This is a genomic window from Brevibacterium album DSM 18261, from assembly GCF_000426445.1.
Taxonomy (GTDB): Bacteria; Actinomycetota; Actinomycetes; order Actinomycetales; family Brevibacteriaceae; genus Brevibacterium; species Brevibacterium album.
This window is the reverse complement of the sequence record NZ_AUFJ01000010.1, coordinates 574,284-598,170: the sequence shown is the minus strand read 5'-3', so window position 1 is coordinate 598,170 and position 23,887 is coordinate 574,284. Positions and strand designations below refer to the sequence as shown.

The following is a 23,887-nucleotide window of genomic DNA, read 5'->3' as shown; positions in this document are numbered from 1 at the left end:
GCCGAGGTGCCGGCCGGGGACGCAGCCTCAGTAGCCCATCGAGGCGAGGCCGCGGACGAACTCCGCAGCCTGCCCGTCGTGCAGGGCCTCGCGGAGCGCGGGGGCGGCCTCCTGATCGAAGTCGACGGTCACGCTGCCGTCCTCCTCGCGTCGCGAGCGGCTCGGCACCGTGACGGCGACGAGGTCGTCTGCGGCCACGGACCGCAGCTCCCGCCCGAGCTTCCCCAGCTCCAGGGTGGACAGCCGCGAGTCCTTGCGGGCGCCGTGTGCGATGTGCCCGAGCACAGAGGCGAGCTTCGCCGGACTCTGCGCGAGACCGGAGGACCTCAGCCCCAGCACCAGTGCGCGCAGCAGTGCCCGCTGGTTCCGGGTACGGGTCTGGCCGGCATCGTCGACGGCCGAGGCGGCAGCGAAGACGACCGCGCCCCTCCCGTCCAGGCGGTTCGTCCCCTCGGCAAACTGCACGCCGTCAGCGGCGAACGCAGTGCGGCTGTACACCGGGAGCGTGCCGATCTCGTCGACGACAGCTCCCAGCGCCTCCGCGCGCAACTCCAGGACGTGGTCCACGCGGATGCCCAGGAACTCCTCGACCATCGCCACGCAGACCGGCCGGCCAGAGGTCTCGATCAACTCGCCGAAGGTCAGCCCGGCCTCCACCCGCGCCCTGGGATTGAACGCGAGCAGTGCGATGAAGTCCCGTGCCTCAGGGATGTGGACGACGGCGAAGGCATCACGTTCGCAACCTGAGAGTGCCGCAGCAGAGTCCATGCCTCCCGAGGCATCGTCCTGGACGACGCGCAGGAGCAGGGTGCGCGCGCCGGTGACCGGCGGACGCACCGAGTCGGGAGGGAAGAGCTCCCCATCGACGATCACGGTCCCCGGATCGTCGAAGAGGGCGCGTGCGCGTCCTGCGTCCTTCGCCGCCCCGAGGGCTGACAGGGCGGTGCGGAGCTTCGCCACAGCGTGCCGCCTTCCTCTGATGTGCGATTCGGGTGCAGTGCGGCCGCAGCGGTGTCGCCGTCGCGGGCCGCGGGAGACATTATCGCATGTCAGGTGCGTGGCCCCGTTGCCCCGGCAGGATCGCAGTGCTCGATCGGGCTGTACCGCAGCGGAGGGGCGCGCAGCGGGGCGTCCTGACCGTCCCTACGCGCGCCGGTACTGGGCGGTGATGGGGCAGTCGAAGGGATCGCGCGCTGCCAGGCCGACTCGGTTGAGGTAGTCGATCACGATGGCGTAGGAGCGCAGCAGCGAGGTCTCGGTGTAGGGGACGTCGTGCGTTCTGCAGAACTCGAGCACGATGGCCCGCGCCCTGGCCAGATGGGGCCGGGCCATGCTGGGGAAGAGGTGGTGCTCGATCTGGTAGTTGAGGCCGCCCATGAGCCACGTCGCCCACCAGCCGCCGCGGATGTTGCGCGAGGTGCGCACCTGCTTCGAGAAGAAGTCGAGCTTGGCGTCCGGGGCGATGACCGGCATCCCCTTGTGGTTGGGGGCGAACGAGGCGCCCATGTACACCCCGAACACCGCGAGCTGCACGCCCATGAACGCGAACGCCATGCCCAGCGGCAGAAGCGCGAACACGGGGACCAGCACGAGCGGGAAGCGGATCGCGAGCAGCGCCAGCTCGACCCACCGGCCCTTCACCTGCTTCTGCGTGAGGAGGTGACGGACGCCGAGGATGTGGAGGTTGATCCCCTCCAGGGTGAGCAGGGGGAAGAACAGCCAGCCCTGCCTGAGCGTGATGAGTCTGCGCAGACCGCGGGCCTGGACGGCGTCCTCCTCGAGGAACGAGATGGTGTCGACGTCGATGTCCGGGTCCTTCGCCACCCTGTTGGGGTTGGCGTGATGGCGCGTGTGCTTGGAGTCCCACCACGCGTAGCTCATCCCCACGATGCCGCCGAGGAAGCGGGCAAGCCGATCGTTCGCGGGGCCGGAGGAGAGGATCTGGCGGTGCGCGGCCTCGTGGGCGAGGAACGCCGTCTGCGTGAAGAGGATGCCGAGCGCGGCGGCGATGAGCAGCTGGAACCAGGAGTCGCCCAGGAGGACGAACCCCGTGACCGCACCGGCGAAGCCCGCCGCGATCCCGAGCGCCGTCCATGCGTAGAACCAGGGCGTGCGCCTGAGCAGTCCGGCCTCGCGCACGGTCTTCGACAGCTGCGAGTAGACCTTCGTGAGGGAGGGGAAGTCGTCGCGGCGGGCATAGGTGCGTCGCAGGGGTCCCTGGACGGCCTGGGGAGTGGGCGCGGTGGTCGTCGAGGTCGAGGCGGATGCGTAGGAGATGGTCGGCACCTGTCTGCTGTGCGGCCCTGTGCACTGTCCGTGATCTGCTGAAGGGGCTGTGCGAGGCCGGGGCGAAGCCAAAGGCAGTTGCCGATCGCTTCTCCCACGGTAACAGCGCGCCCCGAGGGATCTGTGTGCGTGACCGCATGGTGGCATGTGAGGGGCTGGACGGGAGCCGCTGGAGCTGCGGGAGCGTCCGGGGACGCGCGAAGGGCCGGCACCTGGTGTCAGGTGCCGGCCCTTCTGCTCCCCGGAGGGAGCGAGCCGTGCTCTCAAGCGGAGCACCGGCGCAGATGACCCATGGGTCACCGCTGCGGTTCAGGCCTCCCGGATTCTTCACCCGGGAAGCCCGTCGCAGAAGCGGTGCGGTGGATCAGAGGCCGCGGATGTTCGCGGCCTGCGGGCCGCGGTCGCCCTGCTCGATGTCGAATTCGACCTTCTGGTTCTCCTCGAGGTTCCGGAAGCCGGAGCCCTGGATCGCGGAGAAGTGGGCGAAAACGTCGCTCGAGCCGTCATCGGGAGCGATGAAGCCGAAGCCCTTGTCGGAGTTGAACCATTTGACGGTGCCTGTGGCCATGACGTCATTCCTTCTCTGTCTGGGACCACGGGAGTGATCCATGAAACCGCGACGACGGCGCCGCCGCGGAGCGTGAGGGCGCGCCCGAGGCGCGCGTGAGGACCGCGGCTGCGGTCGGGGTCGAGAAATCCTCCAGAGCTGTGCGAGCTGCTGCGAGGGAGAAGTGCGCGCTGATGCGCTGGCCCAGCGGGCCGTAGGCAGTGAAGTCGAGGCCGTTCTCGACGATGTGGCCGGCATACTCGCCGGTGAGCGTGGCTGCGTGAACATCGTCGGCAGCCTGCTGCCAGGAAATCGGGGGACGTGCGGATGAAACGGGAGATGCAGTTGAGATGAGAAACCGATTCGTTCAGGTCGCGGAGAAGCCCTCAGGGGGTTCGAACGCGAATATTTATGTCTTGCGGTCGCAGAGCGAAGAGCTCGGGGACCGCCGCGCGCCGTCGCGGGCAACCTCCGTGGAAGGTGCACGTCTGAGCGCTGTGAACAGCCTACCCCATCAGTGCGTTCAGCGCACGGGCGAGTTCGAGGTCCCTGTGAGCCAGGGTCCGGCAGAGGCCCTTGCCCCGCCGCTCGCCGCCGGAAGCCCGCGAACGGCGGGGCAAGAGGCGCATGGGAAGGCTCCCGTGAGGGCAGGGGCGGATCATCGCTCAGCGCAAGGGGGAGCAGTCCGGGCAGAGCCAGCACTGCTCCGGCAGGCTCAGAGACCTTCGAGCCGGAGCGGCTCACGGGGTGCGCCGTCGGCGCGGAGCCGGCTGAGCAGGTCCGGCAGACTGCGGGGCGCGAACACGGCGTTCTCCGCCGCGACCTGCTCCGGGGACAGCCAGCGGACCTCCTGCACGCCCTCCTCGCGGAGCTGCGCCGTGGTCATGGACGGCGCCGGGACGAAGCGCTCGGTGCGGAAGAGGTAGACGTGCTCCGTCTGCCCGTCCCAGCCGCTGAAGGGGCGCAGCGCAGTGCGGGTCCACAGGGGCGGACCGAGCTCGGCCACGGGCATCCCGGTCTCCTCGCGCATCTCGCGCCGCAGCGCCTCGAGGTGCGTCTCCCCGGCCTCGATCCCGCCGCCCGGTGTGGCCCAGAGCCCATCGGCCTGCGGCCACCCGCTCCAGCGGAAGCGGACGAGGAGGATGTGATCGGCCGGGTCGAGGATGACCGCGCGCACCGCCTGGCGGAGGCGCGCCCGCCCTTCCGGGTTCCCTGCGGTCTCCGGGATTCCGTGTGCTTCCGGAGTTCTTGCGGCTCCCGTCGCTGCTGCGGTGCGCTCCTGAGCCGGGTCCGCCTTCTGCGACGAGCTGCCGCCCAGCGCGGTGTTCGCCGCCGTCCGTGTGCGTGCCATCGTGGTGCTTCGTCTCCGTGCTCATCCGCTGCCGTGGGCAGGACAGTGCCGCCGATCGGTGCGAGCCTGCTCGTCCGGCACTATTCTGGACCCGTGATGGACTCCCGCGCGCCCCTCCCGGACCCGCCGGCCTCGGCCCCCTGCCCCTGTGGAGGATACCCGCAGGGAGCGGAGTACTCGCAGTGCTGCGAGCCCGCGCTCACGCTCGCCGCCTGGCCGCCCACGGCCCAGCAGCTCATGCGCTCGCGGTACACCGCGCATGTCCTGCGGAACGAGGACCATCTCTTCCGGACCTGGCATCCCCGCACGCGTCCGCCCGAGGTCGAAGCGGAAGACGGCACCGTGTGGACCGGGCTCACCGTCGAGGCCGTGACCGCAGGCGGGCTCGAGGACGAGGAGGGGATCGTGGAGTACCGTGCCTCGTACCGGGAGCCGGACGGCGCGCCGGGGGAGCTGCACGAAGTCGCCCGCTTCGTGCGCAGGGCGCGGAGGTGGATGTACCTGGGCCCCGCCGAGGTGCTCAGCTGAACCGGTGCCCGGCGAGTCGCAGGGGCAGCCGCAGAGACGATTCGACAGTCACTCAGACACAGTCACGCAGACAAGGAGCCGCAGATGGCAGTCACCCCGTTCCTCATGTTCGAAGGTCGCGCACAGGAGGCGATCGACCTCTACACCGCGGTGATCCCGCGCTCGTCCGTGGAATCGGTCGCGCACTTCCCCGCGGAGCAGATCGCGCAGACGGCGGAGATCGCGAACGAGGCCAATCCCGCGGTCGAGGCCGCCGGGCCGCTGATCATGATGGCAGTCGTGAGCCTCGACGGGCAGCGCGTGCGGGTCAACGACTCACCCATCCACCATCAGTTCACCTTCACCCCGGCGTCCTCCCTCTACTTCGAGACCGAGGATCCGGCCGAGTACGAGGCGGTGCTCGCAGCGCTGGGCGAGGGCGGGGGCTTCCTCATGGAGGACCGCGACGACTACGGCTTCGCCCAGCGCTACGCATGGCTGGCCGACCGGTTCGGCGTGAGCTGGCAGCTCGCGCTCGCCTCGGCGGTCTGAGAGGGCGGGGATGGACGGCGGAGCGGACGCGGGCGCCGAGCACGGTCCGGTGCGGTCCCCGGAGCTGCGGGAATCAGCTGCGCGAGCCGGTGCCGCGGGACAGCGCGATGACGCGGTCGAACGCCGCCGGGTCTCCGTCGAGCGCACGGCGCCGGAGCGCTACCGGGTGACGACGGCCTCGGGAGCGCAGCTGGAGTTCGGCAGGGGAGAGGGCCTCGTCGATCCCGCAGACCTGCTGCTCTCCGCGCTCGCCGGCTGCATGGCGATCTGCCTGGACCGGCCGCTGACCCGGAGGGGTGAGCCGGAGCGGTTCGCGCTCACGGTGGAGGCGGACAAGCTGGCCGAGCCTGCGGACGGCGGCGGCTTCGGCACCGCCACCCGGCTGGAGGACATCGCGGTCGCCTTCGACCTCGACCTCGGTGAGTGGCGGCGCAGGCAGGATCCCGCGGCGTTCGTGGAGCGCCTGCTCGAGGCCGCCCACGATTCTCTGTGCACGGTCTCCCGCACCCTCACCCATGGCGCGCGCGTGACGACGAGCGCCGAGGTGGAGGCGCGGACCGCGGACGGCGATGCGGGGGTCTGAGGCCGCGTTCGCGTCTCACCTCTCGCTCGGGTCTCAGACTGCGTCGATGTCCGGGCGCGAGAGCGACGTGGATTGAGACGCGAGCAGGAACCGAGACCTGAACGGGGACTGAGACCTGAGCAGGAACCGAGACGCGAAGGCGCGCTCACTTCGCGGTCTTCGCCACCTTCGCCGCGGCTTTGCGTGCCTTCTTGTTCGCACGGACCTGCTGGAGGCTCTCCTCATCGGTGACATCGGCGATCGAGAGGAAGGCGTCGGCCGGACCGTATTCGCCTGCGGCCTCGCGCCAGCCCTCCGCCTCGAGGCCGAACTGCTTGCCCAGCAGCGCAAGGAAGATCCGCGCCTTCTGGTCACCGAAGCCGGGCAGCTTCTTCAACCGCCGCAGCACCGCAGCACCCGAGGGATCTGAGCCGTCCTTCTCAGGGCGGGTCCAGATCGCCTCGGCCTCACCGCCGTACTCCTCGACGATCGCCTGCGCGAGCTTCTGGACGCGCGCGGCCATCGAGCCGGGGAAGCGGTGGACGGCCGGCGGCTGGCGGAAGGCCTCGAGGAAGGCATCGGGGTCCATCGCGGCGACCGATGCCGGGGTGACGGTGCCCAGCCGCTGCACGAGCTTATGGGGCCCGGCGAAGGCGGACTCCATCGTCACCTGCTGGTCGAGGAGCATGCCGATGAGGAGGGCGAAGCGGTCATGGGCGAGGAGGGCATCGGCCTCCGGCTCCGTGGAGAGGAAGACTGCGGGGGCTGCGTGCGGAGTGCTCATGGCCTCAATCCTGCCGCAGCCCGGACGTGAGCGCCACGGCCGGGCTGCGGCAGAATGGAACACGATTGCATGCACGGTGCATGCTATGCATGCTGACTCGATGGCCACGATTCAGGTTCGCAATGTCTCCGATGAGACGAGCCGTGCGCTCAAGGCGAAGGCTGCACTCGAGGGCCGCTCGCTGAGTGACTGCCTGCTGCGCGAACTCGACCGCATAGCCGCGCGCCCGAGTCGCGCCGAGCTGCTGGAGCGGATCGCGAGCCGCACCGTCGTCTCTCTCGATCCTGCGGCGCAGGTGCTCGCGGACCAGCGGCCCGGTCGATGACGCTGGTCGTCGACGCATCCGCAGTTGCCGAGATTCTGTTCGGAACTGAGGCCGGTCGTCGGGCCGCCGCTCTGCTCGACGGGCACGAACTTCTGGCGCCGCAGCACCTCACTGCGGAAGTCGCTTCGGTGATCCGAGGGTGGTCGCTCAGCCGGCAGATCACCGACGAGATGGCGCTGCGGGCGTTCGATGAGTTCGAGGCGCTCGGCGTAGAGCAGATGCCGATGATGGCGTCGCTTCCGGCTGTCTATGCGCTGCGGCACAGTATCAGTGCCGGCGATGCCATGTATGTCGTGCTCGCGCGGGCCGCGCAGTGTTCGCTGCTGACGCTCGATGCCCGGCTTGCAGCATCTGCTCCCGACTGCGCTCTGCTCCCACAGTCCTCTCGCGCTGTCTGTTGGAAAGACACGGGTGTCGCCTCTGAGGCGCCGCAGCCGGGCCGTGATCGCCACGGCCCGGCGGCGGCAGGAGGCGCGGTCAGCGCTCCGCGGAGCCTTCGGACGCTGCGCCCTCGGAGGCGGCCCCCTCAGCAGCCCTCTCCGCGGAGGGCGCCTGCTGGGCGGGGTAGCGGATGGACTCGACCATCTCCTGGATCTCCGGCCGCGGCGGGCGGGTGAGCTTCGAGACCACGATCGTGACCGCGAAGTTGACGACGGCGCCGATCGCGCCGATGCCCTCCGGGGAGACGCCCAGGATGTGCTCATTGGCGCTGAGGCCGAAGACCTCGAGTGTGTAGAGCATGTAGCCGCCCGTGAACACGAGGCCCGTGAGCATTCCCGCGGCCGCCCCCGTCCCGTTCGCCCTCTTCCAGAAGATGCCGAGGATGAGGATGGGGAAGAACGTCGAGGCCGCGAGCCCGAACGCGAACGCCACCACCTGCGCGACGAACGCCGGCGGGTTGAGCCCGGCGAAGATCGCCACGACCAGCGCACATGCCATCGCGATGCGGCCCACGAGCATCTGCTGCTTCTCCGGGGCCTTCTCCTTGGTGACCATCCGGAAGTAGATGTCGTGCGAGGCCGCCGAGGCGATCACCAGCAGGAGCCCCGCTGCGGTCGACAGCGCCGCCGCCATCCCGCCGGCCGCCATGAGGCCGATGATCGGCGCGGGCATGCCGCCGATCTCCGGGGAGGCGAGCACGAGGATGTCGTTGGAGACGATGAGGTCGGCGCCGGAATCGGCGGCGTTCGAGACGGACTCGATGATCCCGTCGGGGGCGTTGACCGTCACGTATCCCGCCTCCGACCACGGTGCGATCCAGGCGGGCAGATCCGCCTCCGTGGAGCCCTTCGCGCCCTGCAGGAGATTGAGGTTGGTGAATGCGCCCACTGCAGGAGCCGTGAGGTACAGCAGTGCGATGAACAGCAGCGCCCAGAACGCGGAGAACCGCGCCCCGCGCACCGTGCGGGTGGTGTAGAAGCGGATGATGACGTGGGGCAGGCCGGCCGTGCCGAGCATGAGCGAGGCGGTGACGAGGAGGACGTCGAGCTGACCGCCGTCACGGCCGACGAAGGCCTCGGTGAACCGGTCCAGGCCCAGCTCCAGGCGCAGCGCGTCGAGCTCGGAGAGGATGCTCCCGTAGGAGATCTGGGGGATCGGGATGTTCGTCATCCGCTGTGCGACCGCGACCGCGGGGATGAGGTAGGCGACGATGAGGACGGTGTACTGCGCGACCTGGGTGTAGGTGATGCCCTTCATGCCGCCGAGGACGGAGTAGAAGAAGATCACGATGCCCGTGGCGATGACCGCCCATTCCGCGCTCAGCCCCAGGAAGCGGGAGAACACCACGCCGCCGCCGGTCATCTGCCCCACCACATAGGTGAAGGAGATGACCATGGCGCACACGGCCGCGACGACGCGCACGAGGTCGCTGTACCGGTCTCCCACGAACTCGGGAACCGTGAACTTGCCCCATTTGCGCAGGTAGGGTGCCAGCAGCAGGGCCAGCAGCACATAGCCGCCGGTCCAGCCCATGAGGTAGACCGAGCCGTCGGAGCCGAGGAAGGCGACCATGCCGGCCATGCCGATGAAGCTTGCGGCGGACATCCAGTCGGCGGCGACCGCGGCGCCGTTGGCCACGGGGTTGACGCCCCGTGAGGCGACGTAGAACTCCTTCGTCTCCTTCACGCGGGACCGCCAGGCGATCGTGATGTAGATGCCGAAGGTCAGGATGACGAAGACATAGGTCCAGAGCCGCACCTGATCCATCACCGCTCACCTCCTGCGGCCTGCCCGGCCTCCTCCGGGGCCTCGGCCACGCCGAACTCCCTGTCGATCCAGTCCATACGCAGGGCGTAGACGAGGATGAGGACGACGAAGGTGATGATCGAGCCCTGCTGGGCGAACCAGAGCCCGAGCGGGAAGCCGAGGATGACGATCGTGTTCAGCTGTTCGATGAACAGGATGCCGCAGCCGAAGGATACGAGGAACCAGATCGCGAGCAGCACCACCATGAGCCGGAGGTTCTTCTTCCAGTACTGCCGGCGCCAGTCGTCCTTCGCCGCCGGGGGCGGCGCGTGCCCTCCGGTGCCGGTGTGCGCGGGATCGGACATCGCGTGCTCCCTTCTCCTGCCGGGCCGGCCTCTCTGCCGCTCCCGGAGTCTGTGCATCACCTCAAAGAAACGGCACGGGAAGGGGAATGACAACAGTGTCGGGCCGGCGGAATCGCGGGTGGCGCTATCGGGTTCGCGGGCGGTCGATTCCGCGCCGCGAGCGGCTGGGCGCGAGGCCCGGCACCGCTCATGGGGCCCGCCCTGCCGCTCACGGGCCCGGAGCGGCCGTTCGCCGGTTCTGCTGCCTGTGGAGCTTTCCGGTGACGCGGCCCACTCCTAGGATGTCCGTATGGATGCGCTGATGGAGCGGCTGCGGGCAGGCCGGAGCACAGGCTGGGGGATCTTCCATCCGGGCAGCGGCCCGATGATCGTGGGCGGGCTCATGCTCATGATCTCCGCGTTCCTGCCGTGGGTGCACGTGACCCTCACCCAGAGCCTCATCGGTGAGGCCTTCGCACTGCGCGGCACGGACGGTCCCGGCGTCGCCACCCTCGCGCTGGGCTTCCTCGCGCTGGCCGGCGGCCTCATCCCCAGGCGCCGCCTCGCCATTGCGCATGCGGCGGTGGCGGGAGTCCCGGTCGCACTCATCGTCGTCCTCCAGATCTGGAACATCATCGCCGCCTCGGCCCAGACGGCCTGGGGTTCGTTCCTGCCGGGGATGGGCGTGGTGCTCGCCGGCGGTGCCGCTGTCATCCTCATCCGCGCGACCGTCATGATGTGGCGGCGCTGGATGCCGGAGCAGGGCGCTGCTGCCCGTCCCGTCCGGGCATGAGGCCGGAGGGGCAGGGCGCAGAGGAGCCGTTCCCGGAGGGCATCCCGGACACCGGGGTGGTCCGCGACACCGCCGCCGAGGTCGATGCCGCCTTCCGCACCGTCCGCCGGATCGCGGTCACCTATTTCCTCGTCTTCCTCGCCCTGCTCATCTCCTTCCCCGTCCTGACCATGACGCTGGCGTGGTGGACGGAATCGCGCGTCCTGGGCTTCAGCCCGGCCTTCCTCACCGCCGCGCTGGGGCTCTATGCGGCCTTCGCCGTCGTCGGCGTCGCCGCGGCAACGCTGGCGAGCTCGGTCGAATCGCGGATGCTCGGCGGGCGCTCGGCCCGCTGGGAGCCGGGGGACTCCGAGGCCGATGTCCTGCCGGCGCGCCGGGGAGCGAACAGGCACCGCGCCCGGACCGCACCCGGGAGCGTCCCCCGCGAGGGAGGGGCCGGGTGAGCGCGGCCGCGGTCGTCACCCTCGCAGTCGTCGTCCTGGTGGTCGTGCTCGTCTCCGCGCTCACCCGGCCCCGGCGGTCCTCGACCGTCGACTTCTACCTCGCCGGTCAGCGCGTGGGCGTCGTCACCAACTCCTGGGCGATCTGCGGGGACTACCTCTCAGCGGCCTCATTCCTGGGCGTGGCCGCGGCCGTCTACGTCTCGGGCCTCGACGGAGCCTGGTACGCGGTGGGCTTCGCTGCGGGGTTCGTGCCCGTGCTCCTGTTCGTCGCCGCACCCCTGAGGCGGTTCGGCGAATTCTCGCTCGCGGACTTCCTCGGCCGCCGCCTCGGGTCCGAGACGGTCCGGCTCACCTCTGTGGGCATCATCCAGCTGGTGATCCTCTGCTACCTCGTGCCGCAGTCGATGGGCGCCGGCATCACCTGGGAGCTGCTGGTGGGGCACGGCGTCCTCGGCCTGAGCCCCTATGCCACAGGCGTCCTGCTCTCCACGGCGGCCATCGCCGTGATCGTGGCCTTCGGCGGGATGCGCGGAACCACCTGGAACCAGGCGATCCAGTTCCTCCTGCTCATGGCCGCCCTCGTGTGGCTCACGATCGTGGTCACCGCAGACGGCTTCCGCTACGGTGCGGCGGTCGAGGAGCTCAGCCGCGAGCCGCTCGGATCGGGCCGCAGCCTCGTCCATCCGGAGGATCCGCCGGTGTTCGGCGAACCGGGCGCCCGCTACGGCGGCCTCGGGCAGATCGCCCTCGTCGTGACGCTGGGACTCGGGACGGCGGGGCTGCCGCACGTCATGAACCGTTTCTTCACCTCGCCCACCGGCCGGGCCGCCCGGACCACCACGCTGTGGGTCCTCGTGCTCGTGGGCGCCTTCTACGCGCTGGCGGTGATGATGGGGACAGCCGCCCGCTCCGTCATCGCCGAGGCCGCCGGCGAACGGGACTGGCTGCGCGCGCTCACGACGGACGGCATCCTGCTGGTGCCCGAGCATGCGCTGCCGGTCCTCGGCCGGCTCTACGGCGGCGAGTCGGGCCTCGGGCTGGTGGCGGCGGCCGCACTCATCGCGGCGATGTCCACGGTCGCGGGCCTGCTGCTGGCCTCGGCGGCGAGCTGGGGCCATGACGTCTACGAGCGGCACATCAACCCCCGGGCCACGCAGCGGCAGGCGGTGCGCGCCGGACGGGCCGTCACCCTCGCGGCCGCGGCGCTTGCCGCGATGCTGGCGCTGGGGATGCAGCCGGGCGCCTTCACCGCGACCGTGCCCTCGCTCGTGGCGACGATGGTGACCTGGGCCTTCGCCGTCGCCGGTTCCGCACTCACCCCCGTGCTGCTGCTGACGATCTGGTGGCGCGGGACCACGGCTGCCGGCGCCGTTGCGGGGATGGTGACCGGCGGTGCGCTCGCGGTCGCGATGTTCCTCTCGTCCGGCGCCTCGGCTCCTGAGGCCCTGCACGATCTGCTCGCGGCCCCGACTCTCGTCGCCGCGCCGGCGGCCTTCCTCGTGACAGTGCTCGTCTCGCGGTTCACCGCAGCCCCGGCCGGGGTCGAGGAGGCTTGGCTGATCATGCACGGCACTGCCGCGGACAGGCAGGCCGAGGAGCTGGCCCGGATGACGGTGCGCGGCGGCCGGGAGCGGAAGGGGCGTCGGCGATGAGGGGCGGTCTGCTGCTCTCCGGCGTCATCTGCGGGATCTGGGCTCTGCTGTGCCTCATCACGCAGGCGCTCGTGGATCCACCGCTGTCGGTGCTGCCGACGGTGGGGATCGGGGTGGTGCTCACGGTCGTCGTCGTGCTCGGCTACTCCTCGGCGCTGCGCGGTCCCCGAAGCAGCAGGCGCGCGCCGATGTACCGCGATCCCGGGGGCGGGGTGAGCGACCTCGCCGCGGCCGGCAGCTCCGTTCCGCTGCGGGCCGGCCTGACCCCGGATGCGGCCAGGCGCACGTGCGAGCTGCTGCGGCCCATGCTCTCCGGCGACGCCGTCGCGATCACGGACAGGACCGACATCCTCGCCTATGTGGGGCCCGAGGCCGGGCACCACAGGGCCGGAGGCAGCCTGCAGACGAAGGTGGCGCAGCGGGCGGCAGAGCGGGGCAGGACGGTGACCGCATCGGACCCGGGCGGCATCGGCTGCCGGGTGGAGGGGTGCCGACTGCAGTCCGCAGTGGTGGTGCCGCTGAAGGTGGGCACGCGCGTCATCGGCACGCTGGGGGTGTACCAGGCGGACACCCCGCCGCCGCCGCGCCGGCTCGTCGAGGATATGGCGAGCATGCTCTCCCTCCACCTCGAGCTCGCGGAGCTGGACCGCGATCGGCGACTGGCCGCCCACGCCCGGCTCGACGCCCTGCGTGCGCAGATCAATCCGCACTTCCTGTTCAACGTCCTGAACACGATCGCCTCGAAGGCCCGGACGCGGCCGGAGGAGGCGCGTGAGCTGCTGCTGAGGCTCAGCGAGTTCTTCCGCTACACGGTGAGGCAGGAGGGGCATTTCGCGGAGTTCGCGCAGGAGTACTTCTATGTGCGCACCTATGTCTCGCTTGAGCAGGCGCGGTTCGGCGAGAGGCTGGCGGTGAGGTATGACATCGATCCGCAGGTGCTCACCTCGCGCGTGCCCGTGCTCACCATCCAGCCGCTCGTGGAGAATGCGATCAAGCACGGCATCGGGCCCAAGGTGGCAGGCGGCACGGTCCGCCTGCGAGCGCGGTTCGACCCCCTGAGCAGAACGGTCTCGATCCGGGTCAGCGATGACGGCGTCGGCATGGACCCGGCCGTGCTGGAGCGGCTGCTGGGCGGGCGCGCCCGCGTGCTCGGCGGCGGGGAAGGAGGACCCGGTGCGGCAGGGCCGGAGCATGCTGGGGTCGGTCTGCAGAACATCAGCGAGCGTCTGGACGCCCTCTTCGGCGACCGCTATGCGCTCAGCGTCACCGCGCCCCGCTCCGGCGGCACCGTCATCGACATCCGGGTTCCGGCGCAGTAGGCGTCCCGCGCCCCTCCGCTCCCCGGCATCGGGGAGGTTTGTACGGTCCAGGCAGGTGGCAGGGTGTCCGCACCGTAGGAAGCTCCCAGGCCGTGCGATTGAACCCCCGGCCGCGCGACGCTCGTAGACTGAAGGGATGAACCGGACAGCACAGGCGCTCCCGCGTGCCCTCATCGTCGACGACGAGGCTCCCGCGCGTGAGGAGCTGCGTCACCTGCTGCAGGAGCTCGGGTCCGGCGCCTCGGACACGGGCGGGGCGCCGCTCGTGCAGGTGGTGGGCGAGGCGACCAACGGCGAGGAGGCCCTCGTGCTTCTGACATCGCTCGACTACGACCTCGTGTTCCTCGACATCCGCATGCCCGGGCTCACGGGACTCGAAGTCGCACGCCGTCTGGGGGAGCTGCCGCGGCGGCCTCAGATCGTCTTCACCACCGCCTATTCCGAACACGCGGTCGACGCCTTCGACCTCGCAGCTGCGGATTACCTCGTCAAGCCCTTCGACCCGGAGCGGCTGCGCCGGGCCGTGGAGCGGGCGCTCGGGACAGGGGCGGATTCCCGTGCAGGAGCGTCCGATCCCCGTGGGGGAGCAGCGGACCTCCGTACAGCTGCCGGATTCGCCGCCGAGACCGGATTCGCCGCGGAGGTCGGACCCGCCGCCGCGGTCGGCGGCTCGGGGACCGGATCCGCAGGGACCGGATCTGCCGGGGCCGAGGGTGCGCTGGAAGCGGAGGGAGCCTCGGGTGCGGTCGGCACAGCGGGTGCACGGACGCCTGCGGGAACAGCGGGAGGACTGGGGCCGGGCGGTGCCGGGCAGGAGGAGCCGAGTGGGCACAGTCGAGCGCGGGCGGCAGACGAGGGCACGGCCGGATTCGTCCGCATCCCCGTGCAGCGCGGCGGGCGGACTGTGCTCGTAGACGGCGACGACATCGTCTATGTGGCCGCTGCGCGCGGCTACTCCGCGCTCAAGCTCGTGGACGACCAGGTGCTCGTGTCCTATTCGCTCAGCGAGCTCGAGCGCCGGCTGCAGGGACACTTCTTCCGGGCGCACCGTTCGTACCTCGTCAATCTGCGCTGTGTGCGGGAGCTGGTCTCGGGCTTCCGCGGCGGTCTGGTCCTCGTGATGAATGACCGGGAGCGCAGCCGGGTCGAGGTCTCACGCCGCCACTCGCGGGAGCTGCGCCGCAGGCTGGGGCTGGCCTCCTGACTTCCGGGCCGCTCAGCGCGCGGCGTCGGGGAGGTCTGTACGGTGCAGGCATGAGGCAGGGTGCCTGCACTGTACAAACCTCCCCGACCGTGCGCCGCCCACAGAACCGCTCGCAGAGCATCCCGCCGTGGTGCCTCCGCCGCAGGTGCCCGGTGATCTGCTAGACATTTCCCATGAACGCCACAGCACACAGCGGTGCAGCGCCTCGGAGCGCCGAGTCCTACGTCTTCGGGCGGGTCGTCCAGCTCGCCGTCGTCGCGGCTCTCGGCGGGTTCCTCTTCGGCTTCGACACCGCCGTCATCAACGGGGCCGTGGACGCGATGGAGAGCGCATGGGAGACCCCGGCCCTGCTGACGGGCTTCATGGTCTCGTCCGCGCTGCTCGGCTGCATGGCTGGTGCCGCACTGGCCGGGCGCGTCTCAGCGAAGTACGGCCGCGTGCGCGTCATGGTCATCGCGGCCGTGCTGTTCACGCTCTCCGCGGTGGGCTCGGGCCTGGCCTTCGGCCCCACGGACATGATCATCTGGCGCGTGATCGGAGGTCTGGGCGTCGGCGCGGCCTCGGTCATCGCCCCGGCGTACATCGCGGAGATCGCACCGGCCTCCGTCCGCGGCCGCCTCGGCTCGCTCCAGCAGCTCGCGATCGTCGTCGGCATCTTCGCCGCCCTCCTCAGCGACGCCGCACTCGCGGCTGCGGCCGGCGGCGCCTCGGAGGAGCTCTGGTTCGGGCTCTCCGCCTGGCGCTGGATGTTCATCATGGAGGTGGTGCCCGCGGTGGTCTACGGCGTCCTGGCGCTCACCATCCCGGAGTCGCCGCGCTACCTGGTCCAGCAGGGCCGCGAGGCCGAGGCCGGCAAGGTGCTCTCGGAGATCTACGTCGACGGCGTGGCGCTGCGAATCCAGGAGATCCGCCGCACGGTCGTCACGGAGCGCACCCCGCGCTTCTCCGACATCCTCAATCCCAAGCGCACCGGCCTCCTGCCGATCGTCTGGGTGGGCATCGTGCTCAGCGTGTTCCAGCAGTTCGTGGGCATCAACGTGATCTTCTACTACTCCACGACGCTGTGGAAGTCCGTGGGCTTCGACGAATCGGATGCGCTCACGATCTCCGTCATCACCTCCGTGACGAACATCGTCGTGACGCTGCTGGCGATCGCGCTCATCGACCGGATCGGCCGTCGGCTGCTGCTCACGATCGGCTCCGCCGGCATGACGGTGTCCCTGGGCCTCATGACTCTGGCCTTCTCGCTGGGCCGCGATGCCGCCGTCACGGACACCGTGGCGCTGCTGCCCGGCTGGGACACCACCGCCCTCATCGCCGCCAACGCCTTCGTCGTCTTCTTCGGCATGAGCTGGGGCCCGGGCGTCTGGGTGCTGCTGGGTGAGATGTTCAACAACCAGATCCGCGCGATCGCGCTCGGCGTCGCCGCTGCCGCCCAGTGGCTGGCGAACTTCCTCATCTCCACCTCCTTCCCCGCGATGGCGGATGTGGGCCTGTGGTTCGCCTACGGGTTCTACACCCTCGCAGCCTTCGCCTCCTTCGTCTTCGTCCTCAGATGGGTGAAGGAGACCGCCGGTCGGGAGCTCGAGGACATGGAATGAGGCCGCCGAGGCGCGAGGCGGCGGTATGCGAAGGTGACTGTGACTGTCGCGCTGCTGTTCGCGCGCCTCTGAGACGTGCATGCGGCCCAGCGCCGCACCCCACGTGAGGGAATAGGCCTCCGCACGTGCGGGTTGTGCGTGAGGTGAGCAAGAAGATCGGATTCCTGTCCTTCGGCCATTGGGCCCCGCATCCCACCTCCCACGCGCAGACGGCGGCGGACACGCTGCTGCAGAGCATCGACCTCGCGGTGGCGGCGGAGGAGCTCGGCGCGGACGGGGCCTACTTCCGCGTCCATCACTTCGCGCGGCAGCTGGGCGCGCCGTTCCCGCTCCTGGCGGCGGTCGGCGCGCGGACGAGCCGGATCGAGATCGGCACGGGCGTCATCGACATGCGCTATTCGAATCCCTTCGCGTTCGCCGAGGACGCCGGTGCGGCGGACCTGATCTCCGGCGGCAGGCTGCAGCTCGGCATCTCGCGCGGCTCGCCCGAGCAGGTGATCGACGGCTGGCGCCACTTCGGCTTCGTCCCTGCCGAGGGTGAGAGCGATGCGGACATGGCCCGCAGACACACCGAGATCGCGCTGGAGCTGCTGCGGGGCGAGGGCTTCGCGCAGCCGAACCCGCGTCCGATGTTCCCGAACCCTCCCGGGCTCCTGCGCCTGGAACCGCACTCCGAGGGGCTGCGTGAGCGGATCTGGTGGGGAGCCGGTTCCGATGCGACGGCCCGATGGGCTGCGGGGACGGGCATGAATCTCATGTCCTCGACGCTCAAGGACGATGAGTCCGGCGAGCCCTTCCACGTGCAGCAGCGGAAGCAGATCGAGGCGTTCCGCGCGGAGTGGGCGGAACATGACCACGGCTTCGAGCCGCGTGTCTCGGTGTCCCGGTCGATCTTCGCGATCACGAACGATCTCGACCGCAGGTACTTCCTGGGCAGCGGGGAGCGGGAGGACCAGTTCGGCATGCTCGATGCGAACACCCGCGCGGTGTTCGGGCGATCCTATGCGGACGAGCCCGACGCTCTGGTGGAACAGCTGCGCGAGGACGAGGCGATCGCCGCCGCGGACACACTGCTCCTGACGGTGCCCAACATGCTGGGCGTGGACTACAACGCCCACGTCATCGAGGCGATCCTCGCGGAGGTGGCCCCGGCCCTGGGCTGGCGGTGAGAGCCCGGCCCTGAGGCCATCAGTGCCGCGGCAGGGGCGCAGGGATCCGCACTTCCGGGAAGAGCGCCTAATGGCGCTGGGTCCTGGAATGACAGGCCGGTCTTCGTGCCTCCGAGGACCAGATCGCCACAGCTTGCTACACTGTGCTACATGGATACGATCAGCCATCGGGAGATGCGGAACCGCAGCGGCGAGATCCTGCGCCGGGTGGAAGCCGGCGAAGCGCTGCAGGTGACCAACAATGGCCGCCTCGCCGCGATGATCGTGCCGGTCACCGGATCTGTGCTGGACGGCCTCATTGACCGTGGCGAGGCTCGCGCACCCGTCGCGCCGCGGGAGGACCTCCTCGATGTGGAGCCGTGTGCCTCGACCGCGTCGTCGAGTGAGCTCGTCGAGGATGCGCGAGGACAGTGGTGACGACGGCGTACCTCGATATCTCCGCGGTGATGAAGCTGATCATGCGCGAAGCGGAGACGGGGGCGATTCGCGAGTGGTGGGCGAGTGCGAATGCGGTTGTCGCCTCCTCGTGGCTGCTGCACACAGAGCTGCACTGCGCCGCAGGCCGCCGCCCGGAGGTCGTGACGATCGAAGCGATCTCGGCTGTGCTGGGCGGTGTCACGCTGGTCGATGTCACACGCGGTGATCTGCTCGCGGCGGGGACGCACGCGCCCCTGCGCTCGAACGACGCGATCCATCTTGCCACGGCGCTCCGGATCGGTGCCGACGAGTTCGTGACGTACGACCGCGAACTCACGGCTGCAGTGACGGCGGCGGGTCTGCGCGCTGTCGCGCCGCGATAGGCGAGCACAGAGCGTACGTGGGAGCGGCCTGGCCGGGGTCTGGGCATCCATCTCCGCACGAGCGGTGTCCTGTCAGTGTCATCGGAGCCGGAGGACGACGCCAGTGCTGATGACCTCACGAATGTGACACGCGGTACGTTCGAAACAGCGGGTCGCCAAGTCAGGAAGAGAATGAGGTCGCATGCGACAGCAGTCATGGGCTCCGTGCGGACCTCTCGCCGGACTCCATCGGCGAGCAGCCTGAAGGCAGGGATCGCAGGTGCGCGTGTGCCTGTCGCCGTCGCGCGAATCGAGGTGCGTCATGCCTGCCGCGATTGGGCAAGGGGTTCGCATAGGCCGATCCACTGTTCAAGCCGCAGCGGATCGAGGTGCTCCGGCTCGCGGTCGCGTGCTGCCCCAGGACAACTGACCTCTTTGGCTCTGGGCGTGCGGCGCCCTCACGCAAGCCTGCGCCGGAGCTCCTCCGCTCCCTCGCCGTGAAGCGCCGCGGCGGCCCCGGGACGGCCGGCCATGGCCGTCACCAGGTCCAGCAGCGTGCCCCTGACCGCCGGCCCCGTGCCGCTGCGGAAACCGGTGTCCTCGGCCTCGATCGAGAGGCCCTTCACCAGTGTCCGGCTGTTCACGGCGAAGTCCTTCGTGGTGAAGAACCGTGCGACCTCTTCGACCGCCCCGGGCGCGGGTTCGAGCTCGATCCCCAGCGGACGTGCGATGTCCTGGCCGTGCACCACGACCTCTCCGAGGAAGGCCGCATAGTCCTTGGTGGGCGCGATGGTGTTCGACACCGAGTTCCGGAACCGCTCCAGCGTCGCGGCCGGGGTGGGGCCCAGGTGCGGAGCGAGACTGCGGTCGTTGTGCCTGTTCGCATTGAACCCCGCACGGATGAGATCCCAGAGCTGCGGCATGCGCTCAATCTACGGAGGAGCGAAAGGGAAAGCCATGCCTGGGTCTCAGTGCCGGTGCCGGAAAGCTGAGACATAGGTGCGAAGGCCCGCCATTCACCTCGCGTCCGCTCCCGCGATGCTCAGCGGATTCCGCTGTGTCTGTGCGTTGTCTTACAGTGACCTGTATGCCATATCTGCGTATTCCCGCCGCGCTGGCGGCTGCCGTGCTCGTGGGTCTGCCTGCCACCTCGGCGGCGGCCCTGCCTGCACCCGCGCCGGCCGAGCCGGTCTCCCTGTCCCTCCTCGCCACCACCGATATCCACGGGCACGTCCTCAACTGGGACTACTTCACGAACGGCCCCTATCCCGCCGGCGAGGAGCTGGGCCTGGCCCGGGCGAAGACTCTCGTCGACCAGGTCCGCAGCGAGAAGGGCGAGGACTCCGTCCTCCTCTTCGACAACGGGGACTCCATCCAGGGCAACCCGCTGACCTCCTACTACTCCTCCACGGAACCTGTGACGGAGACCGGTGCCCAGCATCCGATGGCGGTGGCCAACTCCCTCATGGGCTATGACGCCCAGGTGGTGGGCAACCACGAATTCAACTACGGCCTCGACATGCTCGACACCTACGCGGGCCAGGTGGACTTCCCCGTCCTCGTGGCCAATGCACGGGTGGCGGGCTCCGGTGAGCCCCTCCGCGACCCCACCGCCATGATCGAGCGCGAGGTGAATGGCGAGACGGTCCGGGTGGGCGTCATCGGCCTCACCACCCCGGGCTCGCGCGTCTGGGACAGCAGGCACCTGGACGGGAGGGTCGAGTTCGCGGACATCGTGGCGACGGCGCAGGAGTACGCGCCGCAGCTCAAGGAGCAGGGCGCCGATGTCGTCGTCGCCCTGTCCCACAGCGGCAAGGATCCGAAGGAGCAGACCTGGGATCCGGAGAAGCTGCAGGAGAACGTCTCACGGACGCTTGCGGAGCAGGTCCCCGACATCGACGTGGTGGTCGCCGGCCACTCGCACGTGGACGAGCCGGAGGAGGTCGTCACACAGACGGACGGCACCCGGGCGCTCATCACCCAGCCCTACTACTGGGGCCGCTCCCTCAACGAGGTGGAGCTCAGCCTCGTCCCCGACGCCGATGGTGAGGGCTTCGAGGTCGACTGGGAGGAGGCCGCGCCCAGCGTCACCCCGCACTACACGCAGGGCGAGATGGAGGAGGATCCCGAGATGGTCGAGGCCATCGCGGACCACCACCGGACCACCGTCGACTACGTCAACCGGAAGGTCGGCACGGCCACGGAGACCATGAGCGGGGCCACCTCCCGCTATGAGGACACCGCCATCCTCGACTTCATGGGCATGGTGATGACCGAGCGCACCCGTGAGGGGATCGCCGGCACCGAGTACGAGGACCTGCCCGTGCTCGCACAGACCTCGCCCTTCAGCCGCGACGCGGTGTTCAACGCCGGCGATGTGAGCGTGGCCGATCTGGGCGGCTTCTACATCTACGACAACACCCTGGCCGGGGTGACGATCGACGGCGCGCAGCTCAAGGAATACCTGGAGCGGGCCGGGAGCTTCTACGACCAGGTGTCCGAGGGCGAGGACTTCGATCCGGCCGAGGTGAGCAACGCCTACGACCCGGAGGAGGGCCGCGACCGGCCCGACTACACCTACGATGCGATCACCGGTGTGAGCTACGACGTCAACATCTCCAAGCCGGTGGGTGAGCGGATCGAGAACCTGCGCATGGACGACGGTGCGCAGGTCGCAGACGATGACGAGTTCGTCCTCGCGATCAACAACTACCGCCAGTCCGGCGGCAGCGGCTACCCGGTCGCGGACCTCGAAGAGGTCTACAACGAGCAGGTCGAGATCCGCCAGGCCCTCATCGACTGGACGGTGGAGAACCAGGTCATCGACCCGGCTGACTTCTTCCGGGAGAGCTGGGTGCTGACTTCGGAGTCGATCGACCGGGATGACGAGGGCCCCAGCGGTGAGCCCACCGATCCGGGTGGCGACCCCACCGGCGATCCCACCGACGCGCCCACCGAGGGGCCCTCGGAACGGCCCACCGATCAGCCTGACGGGCAGCCCACCGACGAGCCCGGCGGACAGCCCGGTGAGGACGGCGGCGACGGTCGCGGCGACGAGGACGGGGATTCCCGTCTGCCGCGCACGGGCACGCAGATTGCGGGGCTCGCTGCACTCGGCCTCGCGCTTGCAGGACTGGGTGCGGCAGCCGTCGTGGCGGCGCGGAGGCGACGGCTCTGACCTCATCGGTCTGAGCCGGTCAGCCTGTGCGGCAGCGGCCTGTGCGATCTGAGGTCTGTACGGCAGCGGTCCGTGCGATCGGCAGGGCTGCTGCCGCACAGGCTCGTGGGAGGACTCCCGGGGGCATGCACCGGTGCGGCGGAGGGAGCTTCCGCCGCGCCGCACCCCTGCGGATAGGGTGAGGGCGTGAGAACACTTCTGCGCATCGACAGCAGCCTGTCCGGCGACGCCTCGTACTCCCGCCGGCTCACCGCCGCCTTCTCCGGAGCATGGGCCGAGGCCGGCGGGGAGGTCGTCACGCGCGACCTCCACGCGGAGCAGGTCCCGCATCTGCCGCACTTCGGCCTCCACTTCGCCTCGCGTGAGGGCGTCCCGGCGGACAGCCCTGCCAGAGCGCTGCAGGACGAGCTCATCGGGGAGGTGCTGGCCGCCGATGCGCTGGTCATCGGCGCCCCGCTCTACAACTATTCTGTGCCCTCCACGCTCAAGGCATGGCTCGACCATCTGCACGTGCCCGGTCGCACGGCAGGGAAGCCCGCCGAATCCGGGCCGCTCGCCGGCAGGCCCGCCGTCATCATGTCCTCCCGCGGGGCGGCCTACGACACCGCCGAGGCCGAAGCCCACTTCGACCACGCCGTTCCCGTCTTCCGCGCCCTGCTGGGCACTGCGATGGGCATGGAGGTCGAGGCGATCACGGTCGACCGGACGCTCGCGGGCCTCCTGCCCGAACTCGGAGCGGACAGGGCTGCGGGCGAACTCGAGGAGGCGCTCACCGCCGCCCGTCGCCGAGGCCGCGAGCTGGCATCCGTCTGAGCATCTGAGCACTGCGTGCGCAGCCTCCGCAGCTGGAGGCGCACGGCGGATAATGGCCGCATGCACGTCGAGATCGTCGTCAACCCCGTGCACGGCCGCAGCCGGCGCGCATGCGGACGTGTGAAGGCCCTCTGCCGGGCCTACGGCGCGACCTTCCACGTGAGCCGCACGAGCCCGGTGCGCCCGGGCGGGGCCCTCACAGTGGTTCCCGCACCTCCGAGGCCGCGCACACGTATGTGGTCTCTGCGCACATCCGGACCGGAGAGCGCAGACACCACATACGCGGAACCCGAGCGGGGGCTGGACGCCCATGCGCCGCCGCGGACGGACCTCGTCGTGGTCATCGGCGGCGACGGCACGCTGCGTGAGGTCGCGGGCGGACTGGCTCCTGCCTCGGGGGCGGTGTCCCTGCCGGCTGCGCTGCGCCCGGGCACCGAGCCCCCGCCGCTCCTCGCCGTCCCCGTCGGCACCGCCAATCTGTTCGCCTTCTCCCACGGCGTCCGCTCGCCTCGGAGCGCACTCGCGCTGCTCCGTGAGGTGCTCGTCGCCGGGGGGCTGCCGCACGGCGATGCAGTGCGCCCGTGCCTGTCCCCACCGAATGCCGGGGTCCGTCCGTCCGGTCAGGGTCCGGCCGATCCGTGCCTCACCGGTCGGGAGAGAGCAGGCACGCGCGAGGCCGCTCTGCTGAAGCCACTCGCGCGGGGGTCAGACCTGCACGAGGCCCGCCTGTGCGGTGCGGGCCCGCGCGCGTCCGGCGACCAGACCGAGGCTCATCCCAGGTGGGAGGCGGTCCGGTCCGACCTCGGCTGGGCACGGCTGACGCGCTCCGATGGGAGGCGCACGCCGCCGTTGCCGTTCCTCACGGACGCGGGGATGGGAGGCAGCGGCCGCGCGATCACGTCCACACCGCACGGGGCCAAACGTCTGCTGGGTCCGCTGGGCTACGGCCTCGGTGCAGTCCGCACCCTCACGGCACCGCCGATCCAGGTGCGCCTGCGCACTGTGGAGCCTCCCGGCACGCTCGAGGACTCTCCCTGCCCCCTCGAAGGCTCTGTCGGCCGGGCCGGGAAGGCGCTCGTCCGGTCCGAGACGAATTCCGTCTGGGGCGTGGAGTTCGGCAACATCAGCATGATCCCCGGCGGCGTCACGGTGTTCCCCCATGGCAGCACCGACACCGGCACCCTCGCATTCCTGGCCGTGCGCGGGGAGGAAGTGCCCCAGGGGTGGCCGGACGTGTTCCTGGCCGGGCTCCTCGGCGGGCACCTCTCCAGCCCCGCTCTCCGGTGCGAGACGGTGACCGCTGCGGCGGTGGAGGCAGAGACGCCGGCACCGGTGCACCTCGACGGCGAATCCGCCGGCTGGGCGACGGCGCTCGCGGTGAGGACGGCGCCGGGCGCTCTGCGGGTCATCCGCCCGAGGCCACATCCCTGAACCGCACGCGCATGCCCCCGCGCACGTTCAGCCCGCCTGCCCCGCGCGCCCGCCCCGCCC

At 70.3% G+C, this 23,887-nt stretch carries 24 protein-coding genes and 1 pseudogene; 17 read left to right on the top strand and 8 right to left on the bottom strand.

All coding sequences use genetic code 11. The annotated features are described in order from the left end of the window. Positions 1-27: 27 nt before the first annotated feature. The 4 genes from K318_RS0106850 to K318_RS0106835 form a co-directional block, all read right to left on the bottom strand. A complete protein-coding gene (locus K318_RS0106850) occupies positions 28-960 on the bottom strand; it encodes an LCP family protein (protein WP_029088935.1) in 933 nt (310 codons plus the stop codon). Between the two features lie 183 nt (positions 961-1,143). Continuing rightward, positions 1,144-2,277, bottom strand: a complete 1,134-nt coding sequence (locus K318_RS0106845; RefSeq protein WP_051297672.1) for a fatty acid desaturase family protein — start codon at positions 2,275-2,277, stop codon at positions 1,144-1,146. 373 nt (positions 2,278-2,650) lie between these two features. Next, a complete protein-coding gene (gene cspE, locus K318_RS0106840; protein ID WP_029088933.1) occupies positions 2,651-2,854 on the bottom strand; it encodes a transcription antiterminator/RNA stability regulator CspE in 204 nt (67 codons plus the stop codon). 694 nt (positions 2,855-3,548) lie between these two features. Continuing rightward, the gene (locus tag K318_RS0106835; RefSeq protein ID WP_051297633.1) at positions 3,549-4,184 is read right to left on the bottom strand and encodes an NUDIX hydrolase; all 636 of its coding nucleotides are present in this window, start codon (positions 4,182-4,184) and stop codon (positions 3,549-3,551) included. Between the two features lie 96 nt (positions 4,185-4,280). On the opposite strand from K318_RS0106835, the gene K318_RS20020 reads away from it, so the two are divergent. From K318_RS20020 to K318_RS23565, 3 genes are all read left to right on the top strand, one after another. After that, positions 4,281-4,712 (top strand): YchJ family protein, encoded by a 432-nt coding sequence (locus K318_RS20020; protein ID WP_035281056.1) that lies wholly within the window; start codon positions 4,281-4,283, stop codon positions 4,710-4,712. A gap of 84 nt (positions 4,713-4,796) precedes the next feature. Further along, complete coding sequence (locus tag K318_RS0106825) at positions 4,797-5,243, top strand: VOC family protein (RefSeq protein WP_029088931.1); 447 nt, start codon at positions 4,797-4,799, stop codon at positions 5,241-5,243. 10 nt (positions 5,244-5,253) lie between these two features. Further along, positions 5,254-5,826 (top strand): OsmC family protein, encoded by a 573-nt coding sequence (locus K318_RS23565; RefSeq protein ID WP_051297632.1) that lies wholly within the window; start codon positions 5,254-5,256, stop codon positions 5,824-5,826. Positions 5,827-5,971: 145 nt separating this feature from the next. On the opposite strand, the gene K318_RS0106815 is transcribed toward K318_RS23565, so the two are convergent. Further along, entirely contained in the window at positions 5,972-6,589 is a 618-nt protein-coding gene (locus tag K318_RS0106815) for an HhH-GPD-type base excision DNA repair protein (RefSeq protein ID WP_029088930.1), read from the bottom strand. Between the two features lie 100 nt (positions 6,590-6,689). Here K318_RS0106815 and K318_RS0106810 point away from each other — a divergent pair, with 100 nt between their 5' ends. Both K318_RS0106810 and K318_RS25880 read left to right on the top strand, forming a co-directional pair. Further along, positions 6,690-6,914, top strand: a complete 225-nt coding sequence (locus K318_RS0106810) for a FitA-like ribbon-helix-helix domain-containing protein (RefSeq protein WP_029088929.1) — start codon at positions 6,690-6,692, stop codon at positions 6,912-6,914. Further along, a pseudogene (locus K318_RS25880) lies at positions 6,911-7,249 on the top strand (type II toxin-antitoxin system VapC family toxin); the annotation flags it as partial. The gene K318_RS0106810 and the pseudogene K318_RS25880, both read left to right, overlap by 4 nt. Before the next feature lie 142 nt (positions 7,250-7,391). Here K318_RS25880 and K318_RS20010 read toward each other — a convergent pair. After that, entirely contained in the window at positions 7,392-9,122 is a 1,731-nt protein-coding gene (locus K318_RS20010) for a sodium:solute symporter family protein (RefSeq protein ID WP_051297631.1), read from the bottom strand. Further along, on the bottom strand, positions 9,122-9,466 hold the full coding sequence (locus tag K318_RS0106800) for a DUF4212 domain-containing protein (protein ID WP_029088928.1): 345 nt from the start codon (positions 9,464-9,466) through the stop codon (positions 9,122-9,124). Before K318_RS0106800 ends, K318_RS20010 begins: the two co-directional genes overlap by 1 nt. A 289-nt stretch (positions 9,467-9,755) precedes the next feature. Between K318_RS0106800 and K318_RS20005 the strand changes: the two genes are divergently transcribed. From K318_RS20005 to K318_RS0106755, 9 genes are all read left to right on the top strand, one after another. Beyond that, entirely contained in the window at positions 9,756-10,238 is a 483-nt protein-coding gene (locus tag K318_RS20005) for a hypothetical protein (protein ID WP_051297630.1), read from the top strand. Next, complete coding sequence (locus K318_RS20000; protein ID WP_211233293.1) at positions 10,235-10,681, top strand: hypothetical protein; 447 nt, start codon at positions 10,235-10,237, stop codon at positions 10,679-10,681. The genes K318_RS20005 and K318_RS20000 overlap by 4 nt, the downstream gene beginning before the upstream one ends. Beyond that, positions 10,678-12,333, top strand: a complete 1,656-nt coding sequence (locus tag K318_RS0106785) for a solute symporter family protein (protein WP_029088927.1) — start codon at positions 10,678-10,680, stop codon at positions 12,331-12,333. The genes K318_RS20000 and K318_RS0106785 overlap by 4 nt, the downstream gene beginning before the upstream one ends. Next, positions 12,330-13,652, top strand: a complete 1,323-nt coding sequence (locus tag K318_RS0106780) for a histidine kinase (RefSeq protein ID WP_029088926.1) — start codon at positions 12,330-12,332, stop codon at positions 13,650-13,652. The genes K318_RS0106785 and K318_RS0106780 overlap by 4 nt, the downstream gene beginning before the upstream one ends. Positions 13,653-13,788: 136 nt before the next feature. Continuing rightward, entirely contained in the window at positions 13,789-14,856 is a 1,068-nt protein-coding gene (locus tag K318_RS25520; protein ID WP_245579789.1) for a LytR/AlgR family response regulator transcription factor, read from the top strand. Between the two features lie 173 nt (positions 14,857-15,029). Beyond that, positions 15,030-16,457 (top strand): sugar porter family MFS transporter, encoded by a 1,428-nt coding sequence (locus K318_RS0106770; RefSeq protein ID WP_029088924.1) that lies wholly within the window; start codon positions 15,030-15,032, stop codon positions 16,455-16,457. Positions 16,458-16,600: 143 nt separating this feature from the next. Further along, positions 16,601-17,626 carry an LLM class flavin-dependent oxidoreductase gene (locus K318_RS0106765; RefSeq protein WP_035281051.1) on the top strand — a complete coding sequence of 342 codons (1,026 nt, stop codon included), beginning with the start codon at positions 16,601-16,603 and terminating at the stop codon, positions 17,624-17,626. 150 nt (positions 17,627-17,776) lie between these two features. After that, positions 17,777-18,043, top strand: a complete 267-nt coding sequence (locus K318_RS0106760; RefSeq protein ID WP_029088922.1) for a type II toxin-antitoxin system Phd/YefM family antitoxin — start codon at positions 17,777-17,779, stop codon at positions 18,041-18,043. After that, entirely contained in the window at positions 18,040-18,426 is a 387-nt protein-coding gene (locus K318_RS0106755) for a type II toxin-antitoxin system VapC family toxin (protein ID WP_029088921.1), read from the top strand. The genes K318_RS0106760 and K318_RS0106755 overlap by 4 nt, the downstream gene beginning before the upstream one ends. Before the next feature lie 437 nt (positions 18,427-18,863). On the opposite strand, the gene K318_RS19995 is transcribed toward K318_RS0106755, so the two are convergent. Next, entirely contained in the window at positions 18,864-19,328 is a 465-nt protein-coding gene (locus K318_RS19995) for a maleylpyruvate isomerase family mycothiol-dependent enzyme (RefSeq protein ID WP_051297629.1), read from the bottom strand. Between the two features lie 164 nt (positions 19,329-19,492). On the opposite strand from K318_RS19995, the gene K318_RS0106745 reads away from it, so the two are divergent. The 3 genes from K318_RS0106745 to K318_RS0106735 all read left to right on the top strand — a co-directional run bounded on the left by K318_RS0106745 (position 19,493) and on the right by K318_RS0106735 (position 23,827). Next, the gene (locus tag K318_RS0106745) at positions 19,493-21,583 is read left to right on the top strand and encodes a 5'-nucleotidase C-terminal domain-containing protein (RefSeq protein WP_029088920.1); all 2,091 of its coding nucleotides are present in this window, start codon (positions 19,493-19,495) and stop codon (positions 21,581-21,583) included. 186 nt (positions 21,584-21,769) lie between these two features. Beyond that, complete coding sequence (locus K318_RS19990) at positions 21,770-22,396, top strand: FMN-dependent NADH-azoreductase (protein WP_035280775.1); 627 nt, start codon at positions 21,770-21,772, stop codon at positions 22,394-22,396. A gap of 60 nt (positions 22,397-22,456) precedes the next feature. Continuing rightward, complete coding sequence (locus tag K318_RS0106735; RefSeq protein ID WP_029088919.1) at positions 22,457-23,827, top strand: diacylglycerol/lipid kinase family protein; 1,371 nt, start codon at positions 22,457-22,459, stop codon at positions 23,825-23,827. The last annotated feature ends 60 nt before the right edge of the window (positions 23,828-23,887 follow it).